The 17,236-nt window shown below is 72.3% G+C and carries 16 protein-coding genes and 1 rRNA gene; 16 read left to right on the top strand and 1 reads right to left on the bottom strand.

Translation table 11 applies throughout. The annotated features are described in order from the left end of the window. Nucleotides 1-346 precede the first annotated feature (346 nt). Nucleotides 347-463: ribosomal RNA gene (rrf, locus tag ISG29_RS19300) — 5S ribosomal RNA — on the top strand. Nucleotides 464-617: 154 nt separating this feature from the next. Beyond that, nucleotides 618-983: a single-stranded DNA-binding protein gene (locus tag ISG29_RS19295; protein ID WP_194505083.1), complete on the top strand. Its 366-nt coding sequence runs from the start codon at nucleotides 618-620 to the stop codon at nucleotides 981-983. Here the strand turns inward: ISG29_RS19295 and ISG29_RS19290 are convergent. Continuing rightward, nucleotides 952-2,013, bottom strand: a complete 1,062-nt coding sequence (locus tag ISG29_RS19290) for a DUF1015 family protein (RefSeq protein ID WP_194505082.1) — start codon at nucleotides 2,011-2,013, stop codon at nucleotides 952-954. The two genes, ISG29_RS19295 and ISG29_RS19290, sit on opposite strands and share 32 nt — an antisense overlap. Nucleotides 2,014-2,074: 61 nt before the next feature. On the opposite strand from ISG29_RS19290, the gene ISG29_RS19285 reads away from it, so the two are divergent. From ISG29_RS19285 to ISG29_RS19220, 14 genes are read left to right on the top strand one after another with little or no spacing between them, the layout of a single operon-like run. Next, a complete protein-coding gene (locus ISG29_RS19285) occupies nucleotides 2,075-3,076 on the top strand; it encodes an HAD-IIA family hydrolase (RefSeq protein WP_328829898.1) in 1,002 nt (333 codons plus the stop codon). Between the two features lie 9 nt (nucleotides 3,077-3,085). Next, the gene (locus ISG29_RS19280) at nucleotides 3,086-3,241 is read left to right on the top strand and encodes a hypothetical protein (RefSeq protein WP_194505081.1); all 156 of its coding nucleotides are present in this window, start codon (nucleotides 3,086-3,088) and stop codon (nucleotides 3,239-3,241) included. A 15-nt stretch (nucleotides 3,242-3,256) separates the two neighbouring features. Continuing rightward, a complete protein-coding gene (locus ISG29_RS19275; protein WP_194505080.1) occupies nucleotides 3,257-4,096 on the top strand; it encodes a TlyA family RNA methyltransferase in 840 nt (279 codons plus the stop codon). After that, the gene (locus tag ISG29_RS19270; protein ID WP_328829895.1) at nucleotides 4,093-5,058 is read left to right on the top strand and encodes an NAD kinase; all 966 of its coding nucleotides are present in this window, start codon (nucleotides 4,093-4,095) and stop codon (nucleotides 5,056-5,058) included. Before ISG29_RS19275 ends, ISG29_RS19270 begins: the two co-directional genes overlap by 4 nt. Then, the gene (recN, locus tag ISG29_RS19265; protein WP_194505079.1) at nucleotides 5,055-6,836 is read left to right on the top strand and encodes a DNA repair protein RecN; all 1,782 of its coding nucleotides are present in this window, start codon (nucleotides 5,055-5,057) and stop codon (nucleotides 6,834-6,836) included. Before ISG29_RS19270 ends, recN begins: the two co-directional genes overlap by 4 nt. A 23-nt stretch (nucleotides 6,837-6,859) precedes the next feature. Further along, nucleotides 6,860-8,068, top strand: a complete 1,209-nt coding sequence (gene steA / locus ISG29_RS19260) for a putative cytokinetic ring protein SteA (protein WP_194505078.1) — start codon at nucleotides 6,860-6,862, stop codon at nucleotides 8,066-8,068. Continuing rightward, nucleotides 8,065-8,961, top strand: a complete 897-nt coding sequence (locus ISG29_RS19255) for a copper transporter (protein ID WP_194505077.1) — start codon at nucleotides 8,065-8,067, stop codon at nucleotides 8,959-8,961. Before steA ends, ISG29_RS19255 begins: the two co-directional genes overlap by 4 nt. Nucleotides 8,962-9,001: 40 nt before the next feature. Beyond that, nucleotides 9,002-10,696 (top strand): CTP synthase, encoded by a 1,695-nt coding sequence (locus tag ISG29_RS19250; RefSeq protein WP_194505076.1) that lies wholly within the window; start codon nucleotides 9,002-9,004, stop codon nucleotides 10,694-10,696. Further along, entirely contained in the window at nucleotides 10,693-11,292 is a 600-nt protein-coding gene (locus ISG29_RS19245; protein ID WP_328829892.1) for an NUDIX hydrolase, read from the top strand. The genes ISG29_RS19250 and ISG29_RS19245 overlap by 4 nt, the downstream gene beginning before the upstream one ends. Before the next feature lie 10 nt (nucleotides 11,293-11,302). Further along, nucleotides 11,303-12,169, top strand: coding sequence for an MBL fold metallo-hydrolase (locus tag ISG29_RS19240; RefSeq protein WP_194505075.1), 867 nt, complete (start codon nucleotides 11,303-11,305; stop codon nucleotides 12,167-12,169). A gap of 10 nt (nucleotides 12,170-12,179) precedes the next feature. Then, on the top strand, nucleotides 12,180-13,295 hold the full coding sequence (ald, locus tag ISG29_RS19235) for an alanine dehydrogenase (protein WP_194505074.1): 1,116 nt from the start codon (nucleotides 12,180-12,182) through the stop codon (nucleotides 13,293-13,295). Further along, nucleotides 13,292-14,230, top strand: a complete 939-nt coding sequence (gene xerD, locus ISG29_RS19230; protein WP_194505073.1) for a site-specific tyrosine recombinase XerD — start codon at nucleotides 13,292-13,294, stop codon at nucleotides 14,228-14,230. The genes ald and xerD overlap by 4 nt, the downstream gene beginning before the upstream one ends. Then, nucleotides 14,230-16,836, top strand: coding sequence for a DEAD/DEAH box helicase (locus ISG29_RS19225; RefSeq protein WP_194505072.1), 2,607 nt, complete (start codon nucleotides 14,230-14,232; stop codon nucleotides 16,834-16,836). The genes xerD and ISG29_RS19225 overlap by 1 nt, the downstream gene beginning before the upstream one ends. After that, complete coding sequence (locus tag ISG29_RS19220; RefSeq protein WP_194505071.1) at nucleotides 16,833-17,114, top strand: GNAT family N-acetyltransferase; 282 nt, start codon at nucleotides 16,833-16,835, stop codon at nucleotides 17,112-17,114. The genes ISG29_RS19225 and ISG29_RS19220 overlap by 4 nt, the downstream gene beginning before the upstream one ends. Nucleotides 17,115-17,236 lie beyond the last annotated feature (122 nt).

Raw genomic sequence — 17,236 nt, 5'->3', positions numbered from 1 at the left:
AGGCCGGAGGTGTACAGCAGTAATGCCCAGCCGACCGGTACTAATAGGCCGAGGGCTTGCCCTCACACACTCTCAACACACACCACAAACCAGACCAATGGTCAACTGTGGTCATCGTGTCCCCACCCCCCACCCGGGGGCGGTAAGGCGAGTGTGTGGCACCAAGCCACACCAACACCGTGTGCACATGCATCAACGCACCACACACGCCCTGCAAACACACAACAACATCATGTGTGTCTCGCGTCCACACCACCCATCACAACACCAGTGATAACTACATAGACCAACCACACCACCGCCTGGGTGAACACCCCCCAGAACACCAGGTGTGGGTTGAAAGAGTTACGGCGGCCATAGCGACAGGGAAACACCCGGTCCCATCCCGAACCCGGAAGTTAAGCCTGCCAGCGCCGATGGTACTGCGACCGAGAGATCGTGGGAGAGTAGGACGCCGCCGGACATCCTTTCCACAGGGGCCATCGCATCGCGATGGCCCCTGTGATGCTTTTCGTCTCCACAGGGGTCGAGCGTTCGTGGTTCGTCCACATGGCGCGTGTACCCGTGCCCGAGGCCCGACGTCCCGCGGAAGGATCTCGGGCAGGAGGTGGGTGTGCATGCATCCTGAGGAGGAGACGACCCGCAACGAGGTCGTGGTGCGAGGTCGGCTGTCGGCGCCGGCAGAAGAACGGGAGCTGCCGAGTGGAGACGTCGTGGTGACGCTGCGGGTGATCGTCTCGCGGGCCAGGCCACGTGGTCCTTCGGCCCGCAGCAAGCAGCGCTTCGACGTGATCGACTGTGCCGTGTGGGCCGCCAGACTGCGGCGCACGGTGCGGGCCTGGCGGGCTGGCGACGTGGTCGAGGTCGAGGGTGCACTGCGACGGCGCTTCTACCGCGGGGCGGCCGGTACGACGTCACGGGTCGAGGTGGAGGCGGCTCGCGCTCGGAGGATCAGCGCGGCGGTGCCAGCGAGCGCATCATGAGTCCGATCGTCGGTTTCGGCTGGAACGACGTCGCCTTGGCGGGCAGCAGCGTGCCTCGGGAGACGGTCTGCAGCACCTCGTCGACGGTGAGCGCCGGCAGGAGGGCAGCTGTGCCACCGTGACGGCGTCGTGACCCCAAGGCACTCGGCGCCGCGTGCCAGTAGGCCACATGGGGCGGCGCGGGCTGGACCGCGATGAGGGAGTCGAGATCGACCACGGGCAACGCGCGAGCTGTGACCAGAGCGGTCCGCGTTCCGTCGGTGAGGACCAACCGGCCAGGGGAGAGGTGGGCGAGAGGGTCACCGGCACCCAGGAGATCCACCTCGAGGCCGAGTCCGCGAGCCGCGTCGACGAGGGTCTCGAGCTCGACGCCGGCCAGCACCCGGTGGATCGCGCCAATGTGCAACGGGGTGTCGTCGTGGTCGATGATGCCGACGAGCCCGAGCTCCGAGGGCCCACCCGGCCGGCTCGCCCTCATCTCCTGGTAGGCCGCGTGACGGTGATGTCCGTCGGCGATGAGCAGGTCTGCGTTCGCGACCGCCCCGCACAGGTGTGTCTCGTCGTCGGGGTCGTCGAGCCGCCAGATGCGGTGCCGTTGGCCGCGGCGATCGGTGAAGTCGACGAGCGTGGCGTCCGCACTGACCCGGTCGAGCAACGCGCTGAGTTCGCCTCCGCCACGGTGCACCAGCAGCAGAGGTGCGGGTTGCACGTCGAGGCGCTCCATCCAACGCCGCAGGTGATCGACCTGGGCACGGTCGACCGCTTCGTGGGCGAGGATGCGGGCCCCCGGCCGGGCGAGGTCGAGCGCTCCGACGACGGCACGCACGGTGAAGCCGGGTGACGTCCACTCGTGCACGTAGAGCGACGGCGGGCCTGGCAGGGCGAGGATCTCGGGGTGACGACCGGCGACGCGACCGGCCTCGGCACGCCTGGTGAATCCGACGTCGCGCAGCGGCAGTCGAGCGCCACGAAACGGCTGTAGCCCGAGGGCGGAGCGCGCCGGTGCGCCGGTCGCCGTCACGGACTCCATCCGAGCATCGTAGGGTGCGTGTGGTGAGCAAGGGGCCGAGTGGACGTCGTGGAGACTCGCAGTGCTGAGTGGCTCGGTCCGCCCGCTGTGCGAGACCCACGACCTGGTCATGCTCGACCTCGACGGAGTGGTCTACGTCGGTGGAGAGGCCGTACCCGGTGCCGCCGAGGCCATCGAGTCGGCGCGGTCGTCCGGCACGCATGTCGCCTTCGTCACCAACAATGCCTCGCGACCGCCCGCGACGGTCGCCGATCATCTCAGTGACCTCGGCGTCGCCGCTGTCGCCGACGATGTCGTGACCTCGGCCCAGGCGGCCGCCCGGGTGCTGGTCGACCGGCTGGGGGCCGGAAGCCGGGTGGCGATGCTCGGAGCCGAGGGGCTGCGCTCCGCGCTCGAGGCGGTCGGCCTCGAGCCGGTCGCTGTCGACGACGAGGCGGGCGCCCTGGTGACGGGCTACGGCCCCGACGTGCTGTGGCGCGACGTGATGAGGGCGGCCGTGCGGGTGCGCGAGGGTCTGTGGTGGGTGGCGTCGAACACCGACATGACGATTCCGACTCCGTACGGCGTCGCCCCGGGCCACGGTGTGCTCGTCGACACCCTGAGACGCTTCAGCGAGGTCGAGCCCACCGTCGCCGGCAAGCCGGCGGCACCGCTGTTGGAGGAGACGATCCGGCGCGTCGGCGGGGAGCATCCGCTGATGGTCGGGGACCGTCTCGACACCGACATCGAGGGGGGGCGTGACCTGGGCCTGGCGACTCTCCTGGTGCGCACCGGTGTGAGTGGGCTCGCCGATCTGGTGTCGGCCCAGCCGCCGCTGCGTCCGACCTATCTCTCCGGTGATCTCGGGGGGTTGCTGGTCGCCCACCCGGAGGTCGAGGCCGGTGCGGGCACGGCCCGGTGCGGCGGCTGGAGCGCGAGTGTCGTGGATGGGTGTCTGCGGGTCGAGGGTGAGGGCGACGACGACGACTGGTGGCGGGCCGCGGTGGGGGCCGCATGGCTGCACCTCGACGACACCGGCCGGCCCGCCGACGTCACGGGCCTGACGCCGCCGGACGTCGAGTAGCCTCGGCGCATGACCAGTTCGCCCGCCGACGCGCCGACCACGGGCGTCGACCTCGTCGATGCGGCCCTCGGCGACATCGTGGCGCTCGAGGAGCGCCCGCTCGCGGAGCATGCCGAGGTCTTCACCGACGTGCAGGAGCGCCTGCGCCGCGCCCTCGACGCCTGAGGACGGGCGAGAGCAGTGCCCCCTCGTCGGCTGCGGCTGGACGCAGAGCTCGTACGTCGCGGGCTCGCCCGCTCGCGCGAGCACGCCAGCGAGCTCATCGCCGCCGAACGGGTCACGGTGTCGGGCGTGACGGCCCGCAAGCCGGCCACGGGCGTCACGACGGACGTCGCGATCGTGGTCGCCGAGGGGACCAGTGGACCGGACTATGTGTCCCGGGGAGGGCACAAGCTCGCCGGAGCGCTGGCCGCGTTCGGGACGGTCGGCCTCTCGGTGCGTGGACGCCGGTGCCTCGATGCGGGCGCTTCGACCGGCGGGTTCACCGACGTGCTGCTGCGCGCGGGAGCCTCGGAGGTCGTGGCGGTCGACGTCGGCTACGGCCAGCTGGCGTGGTCGCTCCAGAGCGACGAGCGGGTCCGGGTGCACGACCGCACCAACATCCGCGACCTGGACCTCGAGACGATCGGTGGGCCCGTCGACGTCGTCGTCGGCGACCTGTCGTTCATCTCGCTGCGCCTGGTGCTCGACGCCCTCGTCGCCGTGACGGTCCCGGACGGCGATCTGGCCCTGATGGTCAAGCCGCAGTTCGAGGTGGGCAAGCAGCGCGTGGGCAAGGGGGGCGTGGTGCGAGATCCGGGGCTACGGGCGGAGGCGGTGCTCGAGGTCATGGCGGCTGCACGGCAGCGGGGATGGGGCGCCGTGGCCGCCACCACCAGTCCGCTGCCCGGGCCGTCGGGCAACGTGGAGTTCTTCGTGTGGCTGCGGCACGGGACCGACCGGATCGATCCCGACGCGATCCAGCGCCTCGTGCGGGGCGAGGATCCGTTGAGGGTGGCGGGTGAGAGGGTGGACGGGTGAGCCACCCCGCCGACCCCTCTGCGCCGTCCGCGCCGTCCGTGCGACGCGTGCTGTTGCTCACCCACACGGGGCGAGGCGAGGCGCGAGAGGTCGCGCGGGCCTGCTGCTCTGCCCTGGCCGAGGCCGGCCTGGTCGTGCGCACCGGTGCCCGCGAGGCGGCCGAACTGGGGCTCGCGCCCGGCTCCTTCGAGCCGTCACCGGAGTCGGGCCCGGTGGCGGCGGACTGCGAGCTGGCCCTGGTCATCGGCGGCGACGGCACCATCCTGCGCGCCGTCGAGCTCACCCACGAGTCCAAGACCCCCGTGCTCGGAGTGAACCTCGGACACGTGGGCTTCCTCGCCGAGGCCGAGCCCGACGACGTCGCGTCCACGATCGCCGCGGTCGTCGAGCGGCGGTACACGACCGAGGAACGGATGACCCTCGACGTCCGTGTCGTGCGCGACGGCGAGGAGGTCTTCCGGACCTTCGCCGTGAACGAGGCCAGCGTCGAGAAGGCGGCGCGCGAACGCATGCTGGAGGTCGTCGTCGAGGTCGACGGTCGCCCGCTCTCGCGGTGGGGCTGCGATGGCGTGGTGTGCGCCACGCCGACCGGTTCGACCGCCTACAACTTCAGCGCCGGCGGCCCGGTCGTGTGGCCGACCGTCGAGGCCCTCCTGCTCGTGCCCATCAGCGCTCACGCGCTCTTCGCCCGCCCCCTGGTGGTCGCCCCCACCAGCGTGCTCGCCGTGGAGGTGCTCGACCGGCTCGACGCCACGGGTGTGTTGTGGGCCGACGGTCGCCGCGCCGTCGAGTTGCCGGCCGGTGCCCGCATCGAGGTCCGGCGCAGCGATCACCCGGTGCGCCTCGTGCGGCTGCACCAGGCGCCCTTCACCGACCGGCTCGTCGCCAAGTTCGGCCTGCCCGTCGAGGGCTGGCGGGGCAGTGCGGAGCGTCGCATGCGCCACGGGGGTGCCGAGGGGTGATCGAGGAGATCCGCATCAGTGCCCTGGGCGTCATCGACTCCTCCACGTTGGAGCTCGGCCCGGGCCTGACGGTGGTCACCGGTGAGACCGGCGCCGGCAAGACGATGGTCGTCACCGCGCTCGGGCTGTTGCTCGGCGGCCGCGCAGACTCCGGAGCCGTACGCACCGGTTCCAAGCACGCACGGGTCGAGGGCGTCTTCGCCACCCACGGCGTGCCCCACCTGGCGGCAGCCGTCGAGGAGTCCGGGGGCATCGTCGAGGACGACGCCGTCGTCCTGGCTCGCAACGTCGCCGCTGGAGGTCGCTCGCGGGCGTTCGTCGGCGGTGCCGGCGTGCCGGTCGCGACCCTGACCGCGATCGCCGAGCCGCTGGTGGCGGTGCACGGTCAGTCCGACCAGCACCGGCTCCTCCAGGCCCGCGCCCAGCGCGACGCCCTCGATCGGTTCGCCGGGTCCGATCTCGCCACGACCGCGCACGACTACTCCGCCACCTACGAGGAGTTGCGCCGCGTGGAGTCCGAGCTCGACGAGGTGCGCACGAGCGCCCGTGAGCGCGCGCGGGAGGCCGACCTGCTGCGGTTCGGTCTCGACGAGGTCGAACAGGTGGCACCGCAACCGGGCGAGGACGACGAGCTCGCCGCGGAGGAGTCCCGCCTCGGACACGCCGACACCCTGCGCACCGCGGCCGAGCAGGCGCGTGAGGCGCTCTCCTCGGACCAGCCCGCGCACGGCGCCGTCACCGATGCGCTGGGAGCGGTCGCGGGCGCGCGGGCTCTGCTCGACGGCGTTCGCGACCACGACGCCGCGGCGGGGGAGCTGGCCGACCGACTCGCCGAGGTCGGCTACCTGCTCACCGACCTGGCGGCCGACGTCGCCTCGTACGCCTCCGGGGTCGAGACCGACCCGACCAGGCTGGCTGCCGTCTCCGCACGGCGCGCCGCCCTCGCCGGGCTGACCCGCAAGTACGGCGACACGCTCGACGAGGTGCTCACCTGGGCAGAGCACGGCGCCGCCCGGTTGCTCGAGCTCGACGGCACCGACGAGCGCATCGTGACCCTGACCGACACCCGCGCCCGGCTGCGCGAGGAGCTCGCGGCGTCCGCGTCCCGCCTCACCCAGCTGCGCGAAGCCGCCGCCGAGCGGCTGGCCGAGCAGGTCACCGAGGAGCTCGCGCTGCTCGCCATGCCGCACGCGCGGCTCTCGATCGCGGTGTCACAGCACCCCGTAGACGAGCCGGCCGACCCCGGCGCCTCAGGTGCGCCGCTGGACGTCGGCGGCCGTTGGCTGAGGTTTGCACGCAGCGGCGTCGACGAGGTGGAGCTGCTGCTGGCGGCGAACACGGGCTCCGAACCGCGGCCCCTGGGCAAGGGCGCGTCCGGTGGTGAGCTCTCGCGCGTGATGCTCGCCCTCGAGGTCTCGCTGGCCGCGACCAGCACCGTGCCGACGTTCGTGTTCGACGAGGTGGACGCCGGCGTCGGTGGCGCTGCCGCCGTCGAGGTCGGACGACGACTCGCTCAGCTGGCTCGCAGCGCGCAGGTGCTCGTCGTGACCCACCTTCCGCAGGTCGCCGCCTACGCGGACCGGCACGTAGTGGTCACCAAGGCGAGCGACGGGTCGATCACCTCCTCCGGCCTGAGCGTCCTCGACGACGACGCCCGAGAGCACGAGCTGTCGCGCATGATGGCGGGGCTCGCCGGCTCCGACACGGCGGTCGCCCACGCGCGGGAGTTGTTGGAGGTCGCTCGCGCGGCACGCGGGCGGCTTGCCGGATCCGGCTGATCAGTTTTGGGACAGTGGGGGCAATGTTCTCCGCACTCCGTACCGACGTCTTGTCCTCGCGCCGCCATCGTGACGACCCACCCGGAGTGGCGGGTCGCGCACGCGTGGCAGCGCGTCTCGATGACCTGCTGCCCGCCGTGCGGCGCGGCGACATCGTGGTCGTCGACCAGAGCGACCTCGACCGCTCCACCGCCAGGGATCTGGTCGCAGCCGGTGTGGCGGGCCTGGTGAACGCCGCGCCGATGCTCTCGGGGCGACACCCCAGCCGCGGCCCCCGCGACCTGCTCGACGCCGGGGTGCCCCTCGCAGACGGCTTCGGGCCGGAGTTGCTCGTCGCCGTCCGTGACGGTGAGCCCGTCCGCCTCGACGGCGGTCTGCTGCACTGCGGGGCGGGGGAGGGGCAGCGCACCCTCACCGGCCGGGGCGTCACCGCCGACGCTCTGGCGCTGGAGGTGGAGACCGCCCGCCGGTCGATGCTGTCCCAGACCGAGGCGCTCGCCCACGCCACCTCGGTGCTGCTGCGCCGCGAGGACGATCTGGTGCTCCACGGGCTCGGTCTGCCGCGACTCGTGCACCGCGACCGGCACGTGCTGGTGGCAGACGACGGCGCCGACCTGCTCGACGAGATGGCCGGCCTCGAGATCTATCTGGACGAGCAGCGGCCGCTGGTGGTGGCCACGGCCAGGGCCGCGGCGCTGCTCGAGCGCCGGGGCACGCGATCGGCCGTGCTGGTCTGCGACGCCGAGACCGGTGCCCCGGGCGCGGGGCTGCTGGAGAGCGCCGAGTTACTGGTGGTCGTGCGGCGCCGTGGGGGCGACCAGGCCGTCGCCACGCGGTGGTGGGAGCGGCTCGGGGTGCAGGTGTCGGTGGTCGACACCGACCTGACCGGCGCCGACGTGGCGCTGCTCCTGGCGGAGTCCTCCGAGGCGCCGCTCGTCGTGGGAGCCGGCCTGAGCACCGGTCTCGAAGACCTGCTCGACTCCGCCGACGGGCCGGGGCGCGGCGCGGGCACCTACCTGACCAGGCTGCGCCTGGGCAGCCGCCTGGTGCCGGCCTCGCGGGTGCCGCAGCTCTACGCCGGCCGGGTGCGTCCGTGGCACCTGCTCGCGGTGATGCTGGCCGGGTTCCTCGCGCTGGCGGCCGCACTGTCCGTGACGGCGGACGGCCAGGTATGGCTGGGCGATCTCCAGCACTGGTTCTCGACGACGATCGGCCTGGAGGGCTCCTCGTGATCACCTACCGACAGCACATCGTGACCTTGGTCGCCGTCTTCGTCGCCCTGGCCGTGGGCCTGTTACTCGGCGGTGGGCTGCTGGCCGGCGACGACACCTCTCCGCGCGCCGCGCGGACGTCCTCCCCGCTCGCGACCGGGGCGGCGCAGGGGCCGTCCGGTGACTACGCGGACGCGTTCGTCGAGGCCGCGGCCCCGCGGATCTACGACAACCGGCTCGGCGGCAGCGGCGTGGCCATCGTCACCACCCCCGGAGTCGCCGCCGACGAGGTCAGCGCGCTGGGCGACCAGGTGCGTGCCGCGGGCGGCCGCGTCACCGGCACCTACGACCTGCTGGCGCCGCTGGCCGGGGGCGGGTCCACGCCGCTGGTGACCTCCTTGGGTGGCCAGCTGGCCAAGGAGGTCGACGACGGCGCCGTCGACTCGTCGGCCACGCCGTACGTCAAGGTGGGCCAGCTGCTCGGGCTCGCGATCGCGACTGCGGGCGACCAGCCGGTCGCCCCCGAGCAGGAGGCCTCGACCGTGCGCGACGCCCTCGCTGCGGCCGACATGCTCACCGCGAGCCCCTCGGACGGCGACCGGGCGCCGTTGGTGCTCGTGCTCCTCGGCGATTCAGCCGGCACCGACGCCGATGCCGCCGTCGAGGGGCTGATCACCGGACTGGGCGCCACGGCGTCCGGACTCGTCGTCGCCGGGTCGTCGCAGAGCGCGTCGGACGACGGTCCGCTGGCGCGTGTGCGGGCGTCCTCCGTCGGCGACACCGTGGCCAGCGTCGACGGCGTGGAGCGGCCGCTGGGAGCGGTCAGCGCCGTGCTGGCCCTGGCCCGTTCGCGCGCGGGGACGGTCGGCAGCTACGGCCCGGTGGCGAAGGACTCCGGCGTGCCGCTCGGATGAGATAGGCCAGGTGGGGCGGCGTCCTCTAGGATGAAGTTCCGTGAGGAATCCAGGCCCTGCCAAGCACGTGTTCGTCACCGGAGGCGTCGCCTCCTCGCTGGGCAAGGGGCTCACGGCCTCGAGTCTCGGCCGGCTCCTGCGCTCGCGCGGACTGCGCGTGACCATGCAGAAGCTCGACCCCTACCTCAACGTCGACCCCGGCACGATGAACCCGTTCCAGCACGGCGAGGTCTTCGTGACCGAGGACGGCGCCGAGACCGACCTCGATGTCGGCCACTACGAGCGCTTCCTCGACGCCGACCTCTCCGGTACCGCCAACGTCACGACCGGCCAGGTCTACGCAGAAGTGATCGCCAAGGAACGCCGCGGCGACTACCTCGGCGAGACCGTGCAGGTGATCCCGCACATCACCGGTGAGATCTGCGAGCGCATCCTCGCGATGCACGGTGAGGACGTCGACGTGGTCATCACCGAGATCGGCGGCACCGTGGGCGACATCGAGTCGCTTCCGTTCCTCGAGGCGGCGCGCCAGGTGCGCCAGAAGATCGGGCGCGACAACGTGTTCTTCGTGCACGTCTCGTTGGTGCCCTACATCGGTCCGTCGAAGGAGTTGAAGACCAAGCCGACGCAGCACTCGGTGGCGGCGCTGCGACAGGTCGGCATCCAGCCCGACGCCATCGTGTGCCGGGCCGACCGCGAGCTGCCCGAGGGCATCAAGCAGAAGATCGCCAACATGTGCGACGTCGACGACGAGGCGGTCGTGACCGCCGCCGACGCGCCGTCGATCTACGACATCCCGAAGGTGCTGCACCGCGAGGGCCTCGACGCCTACGTCGTGCGCCGCCTCGACCTGCCCTTCCGCGACGTCGACTGGACGCTGTGGGACGACCTGCTGCGCCGCGTTCACCACCCCAACGAGGAGGTGCGGATCGCGCTGGTCGGCAAGTACATCGACCTGCCCGACGCCTACCTCTCGGTCGCGGAGGCGCTGCGGGCCGGAGGGTTCGCGCACGAGGCGCGCGTCGAGATCGACTGGGTGCCCTCGGACGAGTGCGCCACGCCGGCCGGGGCGGCCAAGAGGCTGAGCGACGTCGACGGCGTGATCGTGCCCGGCGGCTTCGGCATCCGGGGTCTGGAGGGCAAGCTCGGGGCGCTCACCTACGCTCGCACGCACGGCATCCCGACGCTCGGACTGTGCCTCGGGCTGCAGTGCATGGTCATCGAGTACGCGCGGTCGGTGCTCGGGCTCGACAAGGCCGGCTCGACCGAGTTCGACCCCGAGACGCCGGAGCCGGTCATCGCGACCATGGACGAGCAGCTGGCCTTCGTCGAGGGGGCGGGTGACCTGGGCGGCACGATGCGGCTGGGCCGGTACCCGGCGAAGCTGCGCAGCGGCTCGATCGTGCGTCGGGTCTACGGCGAGGAGCTGGTGCACGAGCGGCACCGGCACCGCTACGAGGTCAACAATGCCTACCGCGACCGGCTCGCCGAGGCGGGGCTGGTCTTCAGCGGGATCTCGCCCGACGACAGCCTGGTGGAGTTCGTGGAGCTGCCGCGCGAGGTCCACCCCTACTACGTGTCGACGCAGGCGCACCCCGAGCTCAAGTCGCGCCCCACGCGACCGCACCCCCTCTTCGCGGGTCTGGTCGGGGCCGCCATCGAGCGGCAAAGGGAACTGCGCTTCCCGATCGACGAGACCGGCCTGCGCCGCGCCCCCGAGGCCGACCCGGCGTGACCTCGCCCGAGGAGAGCCTGCCGCACGATGAGCCGCGCGGCTGGCCGGTGGTGCGCAGCGAGGACCTGCACCGCGATGGCTGGGTCGTCGCGCTCCGCCAGGACTGGATCACCGACCCCGAGGGCCGCGAGGAGCCGTTCCGCCGTCTGGTGCTCGAGCACCCCGGAGCCGCGGTGGTGCTCGCCGTCGACGAGCAGGATCGCGTGCTGTGCCTCTGGCAGTACCGCCACGCCGCGGCCCGCCGCTTCGTGGAGATCCCGGCCGGTCTGCTGGACCAGCCGGGGGAGGAGCCCGAGCAGGTGGCGCGTCGTGAGCTGGTCGAGGAGGCCGGGTACGAGGCGGAGGACTGGACGCACCTCGTGTCGACGTACTCCTCGCCCGGCATCTCCTCCGAGGTCGCCCACATCTACCTGGCGCGAGGCCTCACGCACGTGGGGCGCGGCGACTTCGTCCTCGCGCACGAGGAGGCGGAGATGGAGACCGGGTGGGTGCCCTTCCCCGATCTGTACGCCGCCGTGCTCGGGGGACGGGTGCAGGACGCCCCCGTGGTGATCGCCGTGCTGGCCGCGGCTGCTCGTGGTCTGATGTCCCCGTGAGGTCGGGTTCGTGAGGCTGACGTTCTGCGGGGTGCGCGGCTCGACGCCCGCCCCAGGGCCCGCGTTCGTGCGCTACGGCGGCCACACCTCCTGCGTCGCGCTCGCCACCGACGCCACCGCGCCGCCGTCGCTGGTGATCGACGCCGGCACCGGTCTCACCCGGGTCACGTCGATGCTCGACGGGCGGCCGTACGACGGCACGGTGCTGCTGGGGCACCTGCACTGGGACCACACCCACGGCATCCCGTTCTTCAAGGCCGGCACGTGCGCGGGCAGCCGGGTCGACGTGCGGCTGCCGGAGCAGGTGGCCGGCGACCCGGGAGATGCGCACGCGACGCTGGCACGGTGCTTCTCGCCGCCACACTTCCCGGTGGAGCCGCGCGAGCTCACCGGAGGCTGGTCGTTCGCCGAGATCACCGAGGGCGAGCACCGGCTCGAGGGCTTCGAGGTGCTCGCCCGTGAGATCCCGCACAAGGGCGGCCGGACCTTCGGATACCGCGTCACACATCCGCGCGGCGGATCGATCGCCTACCTCTCCGACCACAGCCCCACATCGCTGGGGCCCGGACCCGACGGCCTCGGTGAGCGGCACGAGGCGGCCCTGGCGCTGGCGCGCGACGTCGACCTGCTCATCACCGACGCCCAGCACCTGGCCGCACAGTTCCCCGAGGTCGCCTACCTCGGCCACGCCAGCGTCGAGTACGACGTCGAGCTCGCCGTCGAGGCCGGTGCCCGCACGCTCGTGCTGTTCCACCACGCCCCGGAGCGCGACGACGAGGGAGTCGACGCCGTGCTGGCGCACGCACGCGGCGTCGCCGCCGGGCGGGTCGAGGTCCTAGCGGCCTCCGAGGGACTGACGGTCGACCTGGGCGAGTAGTGTCCCGCGCATGAGGATCGGTGTTCCCGCAGAGGTCAAGGACCACGAGTACCGGGTGGCCATCACGCCCGTCGGCGTGCACGAGCTCGCCTCGCACGGTCACGAGGTGGTGGTGCAGGAGGGGGCCGGTCTCGGCTCCTCGATCACCGACGAGGAGTACGTCGCCGCCGGCGCCCGGATGCTGTCCGACGCGGACGCCGTGTGGGCCAGCGCCGAGATGGTGCTCAAGGTCAAGGAGCCGGTGGCCCAGGAGTACCACCGCATGCGCGAGGGCCAGACGCTCTTCACCTACCTGCACCTGGCCGCCGACAAGCCCCTGACCGAGCAACTGCTGGAGCGCAAGGTCACCGGCATCGCCTACGAGACCGTGCAGCTGCCCTCCGGTGCGCTGCCCCTGCTGTACCCGATGTCGGAGGTCGCCGGTTGCCTGGCGCCCCAGGTCGGCGCGCACGCGCTGCTCAAGGCCCAGGGCGGTCGCGGCGTGCTGATGGGTGGCGTCGGTGGGGTGTCCAACGCCAAGGTCGTCATCATCGGCGCCGGCGTCTCGGGCCAGAACGCGGCCAACATCGCGCTGGGTATGGGCGCCGACGTCACCTTGCTCGACACCGACCTCGACAAGCTGCGCATGTCGTTTTGGCGCTACAACAACCAGGTGCACGGGCTGGCCTCCTCCAAGCTCGCGGTCGAGCAGCACGTGCGCGAGGCCGACATGGTCATCGGCGCCGTGCTCATCCCGGGCGCGGCGGCTCCGAAGCTCGTGAGCAACGACCTCGTCGCGCAGATGAAGCCGGGCTCCGTGCTCGTCGACATCGCCGTCGACCAGGGCGGCTGCTTCGAGGACACCCACGCCACGACGCACTCCGACCCCACGTACACGGTGCACCAGTCGACGTTCTACTGCGTGGCGAACATGCCGGGCGCGGTGCCGACGACGTCGACCTATGCGCTCACGAACGCGACGCTGCCCTACACGGTGGCGCTGGCCAACAAGGGCTGGCGGCAGGCGCTCGCCGACGATCCCAGCCTGGCCAAGGGGCTCAACACGCACGCGGGCACGCTCACCAACGCTCCCGTGGGCGAGGCCGTCGGCATCGACTCCGTGGATGTCGCCTCCGTGCTGGCGTGAGCCAAGGCTCGAGCGTCGGCGTCGCCGTTCGCACCTATCTCGACCACCTGGCCGTGGAGCGGGGACTCGCGGCGAACACGCTGACGTCGTACCGACGCGACCTGCGCCGCTACTCCGGCTATCTCGCCGCCCGCAGTCTCGAGAGCCTCGACGCCGTACGTGAGGCCGACGTGACCGCCTTCTTGGTGCACCTGCGCGAGGGCGACGACGAGCATCCGCCGCTGTCGTCGACCTCCGCTGCCCGCACACTGGTGGCGGTGCGCGGCTTCCACAAGTTCGCCGTCGCCGACCACCTGGCGATCGCCGACCCGGCGGCCGCGGTCAAGCCGCCGCAGCCGGCCAAGCGGCTGCCCAAGGCGCTGCCGCTCGGCGACGTCGAGGCGATCCTCGAGGCGGCCGGCGCGCCCGGCACGACGCTCGCCCTGCGCGACCGGGCCCTGCTGGAGGTTCTCTACGGCACCGGCGCGCGCATCTCCGAAGCGGTGGGTCTCGACGTCGACGACCTCGACGTCGACCCGGAGTCCGGCGAGGCCACGGTGCTCTTGCGGGGCAAGGGCGGCAAGGAGCGCTTGGTGCCCGTCGGCTCCTACGCGCAGGAAGCGGTCGACGCCTACCTGGTGCGGGCGCGCGCCGAGCTGGCCGGCCCGGACACCCGCGGCGCGCTCTTCCTCAACGCCCGCGGGGGCCGACTCTCGCGGCAGTCGGCGTGGGCCGTGCTGGCCCGGGTGGCCGAACGGGCGGGGGTGACTCGCGAGGTGTCGCCGCACACCCTGCGGCACTCGTTCGCGACGCACCTGCTCGACGGCGGGGCCGACGTCCGTGTCGTGCAGGAACTGCTCGGTCACGCGTCGGTGACCACGACCCAGGTCTACACCCTGGTGACCGTCGACAGCCTGCGCGAGGTGTTCGCCACCGCCCATCCGAGGGCCCGCTGATGGCCGGCCCCGCCCAGCCCTTCTCGTGGCCGCCGGTCGGTGCGAGCCCGGACGAGGTGTACGAGGCGGTCGTGGGATTCGCCGCGGGCCGAGGGCTGGATCTGTACCCGCACCAGGACGAAGCGGTGCTCGAGCTGCTCAGCGGGTCGAACGTCGTGCTCGCCACGCCGACGGGGTCGGGCAAGTCGCTGGTCGCCCTGGCCGCCCACGCCGCAGCCTTGGCCAGCGACCGGGTCTCCTTCTACACGGCGCCGATCAAGGCACTCGTGAGCGAGAAGTTCTTCGAGCTGTGTGCGGTGTTCGGCGCCGCGGACGTCGGCCTGCTCACGGGCGATGCGTCGGTCAACCCCGACGCGCCGATCATCTGCTGTACCGCCGAGGTGCTGGCCAACCTGGCCCTGCGCGAGGGCCGCGGTGCCGACGTGGGTCTCGTGGTGATGGACGAGTTCCACTTCTACGGCGAGCCCGACCGGGGCTGGGCCTGGCAGGTTCCGTTGCTGACCCTGCCCGATGCCCAGTTCCTGCTGATGTCGGCGACCCTCGGCGACACCGCGACCCTGCGCGAGGACCTCACCCGCCGCACCGGGCGCGAGACCGCCTTGGTCGACGAGGCCGAGCGGCCGGTGCCGCTCTCGTTCGCCTGGTCCCTCGAGCCCCTCGCCGACGCCCTCGAAGAGCTGGTCACCACCGGGCAGGCGCCGGTGTACGTGGTGCACTTCACGCAGGCGGCGGCGGTCGAGCACGCGACGTCGCTGCTGAACGCGGGCTGGATCCCCAGGCCGGAGCGCGACGGCGTGCTGGCCGATCGGTTGGCGGGCGTGCGCTTCGGCGCGGGCTTCGGGAAGACGCTCAACAAGCTGTTGCGCCGTGGCGTGGGCGTGCACCACGCGGGGATGCTGCCTCGCTACCGTCGACTCGTGGAGCAGTTGGCCCAGGCCGGGCTGCTCAGTGTCATCTGCGGCACCGACACCCTCGGGGTGGGCATCAACGTGCCGATCCGCACGGTGCTGTTCACCGGCCTGGCGAAGTTCGACGGCACCCGCCAGCGGGTGCTGCGCACGCGGGAGTTCCTCCAGATCGCCGGCCGGGCCGGGCGCGCCGGATTCGACACCGCCGGGCACGTGGTCGTGCAGGCGCCCGAGCACGTCATCGAGAACGAGAAGCTGAAGGCCAAGGCGGCACAACGGGTCGCGGCCGGACGCAAGAAGAGCAAGGCGCAGCTGAAGAAGCCCCCCGAGGGCACCGTGGTCTGGCAGGAGTCGACGTTCGAGAAGTTGGTCCGCGGCGAGCCCGAGACCCTGGCGCCCCGGCTCAAGGTCGACAACGCGATGATCCTCAACGTCGTGCAGCGCGAGGAGGACGCCTTCACGGTGCTCCGCGCCCTGCTCACCGACAACCACCTCGATGACCGAGCGCGGCGCCGGTTGGCCCGGCGGGCGCTGCGGCTGAGTCGCTCCCTGGTCGGCAGCGGCGTGCTCACTCGCCTCGAGGAGCTCGACGAGCACGGACGCCGCTACGTGCTCGGCGCCGCGCTGCCCCCGGGCTTTGGGCTCGACCAGCCGCTCGCGCACTTCGCGCTCGCCGCCCTCGATGTGCTCGACCCCGAGTCGGAGACCTACTCCCTCGACGTGGTGTCGGTGGTCGAGGCCGTGGTGGAGTCGCCGCGGCCGGTGCTGCTGGCCCAGCAGTGGGCCGCGCGCGGCGAGGCGATCGCGGAGATGAAGGCCGACGGGGTCGACTACGACGAGCGGATGGCGCAGGTCGAGGAGGTCACCTGGCCGCGGCCGCTCGCCGAACTGCTGGAGGCCACCTTCGAGATGTACCGGCAGAGCCATCCGTGGCTGCCCGAGGATCTGCTGGTGCCGAAGTCGGTGGTGCGTGAGATGTGGGAGCAGGGCATGTCCTTCACCGACTTCGTGTCGCGCTACCAGCTCGCCCGGTCCGAGGGCTTGGTGCTGCGCTACCTCACCGACGCCTACCGCACCCTGCGTCAGACCGTGCCCGAGGCGCACCGCACCGACGAGGTCGAGCTGCTCACGGAGTGGTTGGGGGAGACGGTGCGCCAGACCGACTCCTCGCTGCTCGACGAGTGGGAGGCGCTGCAAGGTGTCGGGGCCGATCCGGATGCCGTGGCCGCCCGGGTCGAGCGGCCGGACACCGCCTCGCCGCCACCGCGGCCACTCTCGCAGCAGGGGCGCGCGTTCGAGGTGATGGTGCGCAACGCCTCGTTCCGACGCGTGCAGCTCATCGCGCACGACGACCTCGACGCGCTGGTGGCCCTCGACCGGGCGGCCGCCGAGCGCACCGAGCCTCCCGGAGAGGTGGTGCTCGACCGCCGGGACTGGGACGCCGCGCTCGAGGCCTACTACGGCGAGCACGACTCGGTCGACCTCGGCCCCGACGCTCGAGGCCCGAGCCTGCTGGTCACCACGCCGGAGGCCGTCGACGGCGTCCGCACGCTCCAGGTGCGTCAGACCGTGCACGACCCGGCGGGCCACCACGACTGGGTGGTCGACCTCGTGGTCGACCTCGACGCCACCGACGCCGTGGGCGAGCTCGTGGCCACGGCGCGGGCGTTCCACCGGCTGGGTACCTTCGAGTCATGACGATCTCGGTCCGCCACGAGCCCGAGGCCACCCGCTGGGTGGCCGACCTCGACGACGAGGAGGCGGGAGTGGCCGAGTACGAGTTGCTGGAGAGGCCCCCGCGCATCGTGTTCACCCACACCCTCGTGCCGCCGCGTCTCGAAGGCCGCGGCATCGCGTCGGCGCTGATCGAGCAGGCGCTCGCCGACGTGCGTGCTGGCCGGGTCGCCGAGGGGCGCGAGATCGTGCCGGCCTGCTCGTTCGTCGCGGCCTGGATGACCCGTCATCCACAGGTTTGACCACAGCTTGGGAGTCGCTTGTGGGGTGCCCTCGCATCGTCGTGCACAGCCTCGTGCGGCGGACGGTGGAGGAGGCCCCCGCGCTTGTCGCTGTCGCAGGGCGGTCCTAGGCTCGCGCGGAG

This window comes from Nocardioides acrostichi (assembly GCF_015319165.1).
GTDB lineage: Bacteria > Actinomycetota > Actinomycetes > Propionibacteriales > Nocardioidaceae > Nocardioides > Nocardioides acrostichi.
Note: the sequence above shows the minus strand (reverse complement) of the source record. Positions and strands in the feature narration are given on the sequence as shown.

Excerpts from the sequence above, each read along its gene's own strand:
- ISG29_RS19295 (WP_194505083.1), top strand. The coding sequence starts at position 618 with ATGCATCCTGAGGAGGAGACGACCCGCAACGAGGTCGTGGTGCGAGGT.
- ISG29_RS19290 (WP_194505082.1), bottom strand. The coding sequence starts at position 2,013 with ATGGAGTCCGTGACGGCGACCGGCGCACCGGCGCGCTCCGCCCTCGGG.
- ISG29_RS19280 (WP_194505081.1), top strand. The coding sequence starts at position 3,086 with ATGACCAGTTCGCCCGCCGACGCGCCGACCACGGGCGTCGACCTCGTC.
- steA (WP_194505078.1), top strand. The coding sequence starts at position 6,860 with ATGTTCTCCGCACTCCGTACCGACGTCTTGTCCTCGCGCCGCCATCGT.
- ald (WP_194505074.1), top strand. The coding sequence starts at position 12,180 with ATGAGGATCGGTGTTCCCGCAGAGGTCAAGGACCACGAGTACCGGGTG.
- ISG29_RS19225 (WP_194505072.1), top strand. The coding sequence starts at position 14,230 with ATGGCCGGCCCCGCCCAGCCCTTCTCGTGGCCGCCGGTCGGTGCGAGC.
- ISG29_RS19220 (WP_194505071.1), top strand. The coding sequence starts at position 16,833 with ATGACGATCTCGGTCCGCCACGAGCCCGAGGCCACCCGCTGGGTGGCC.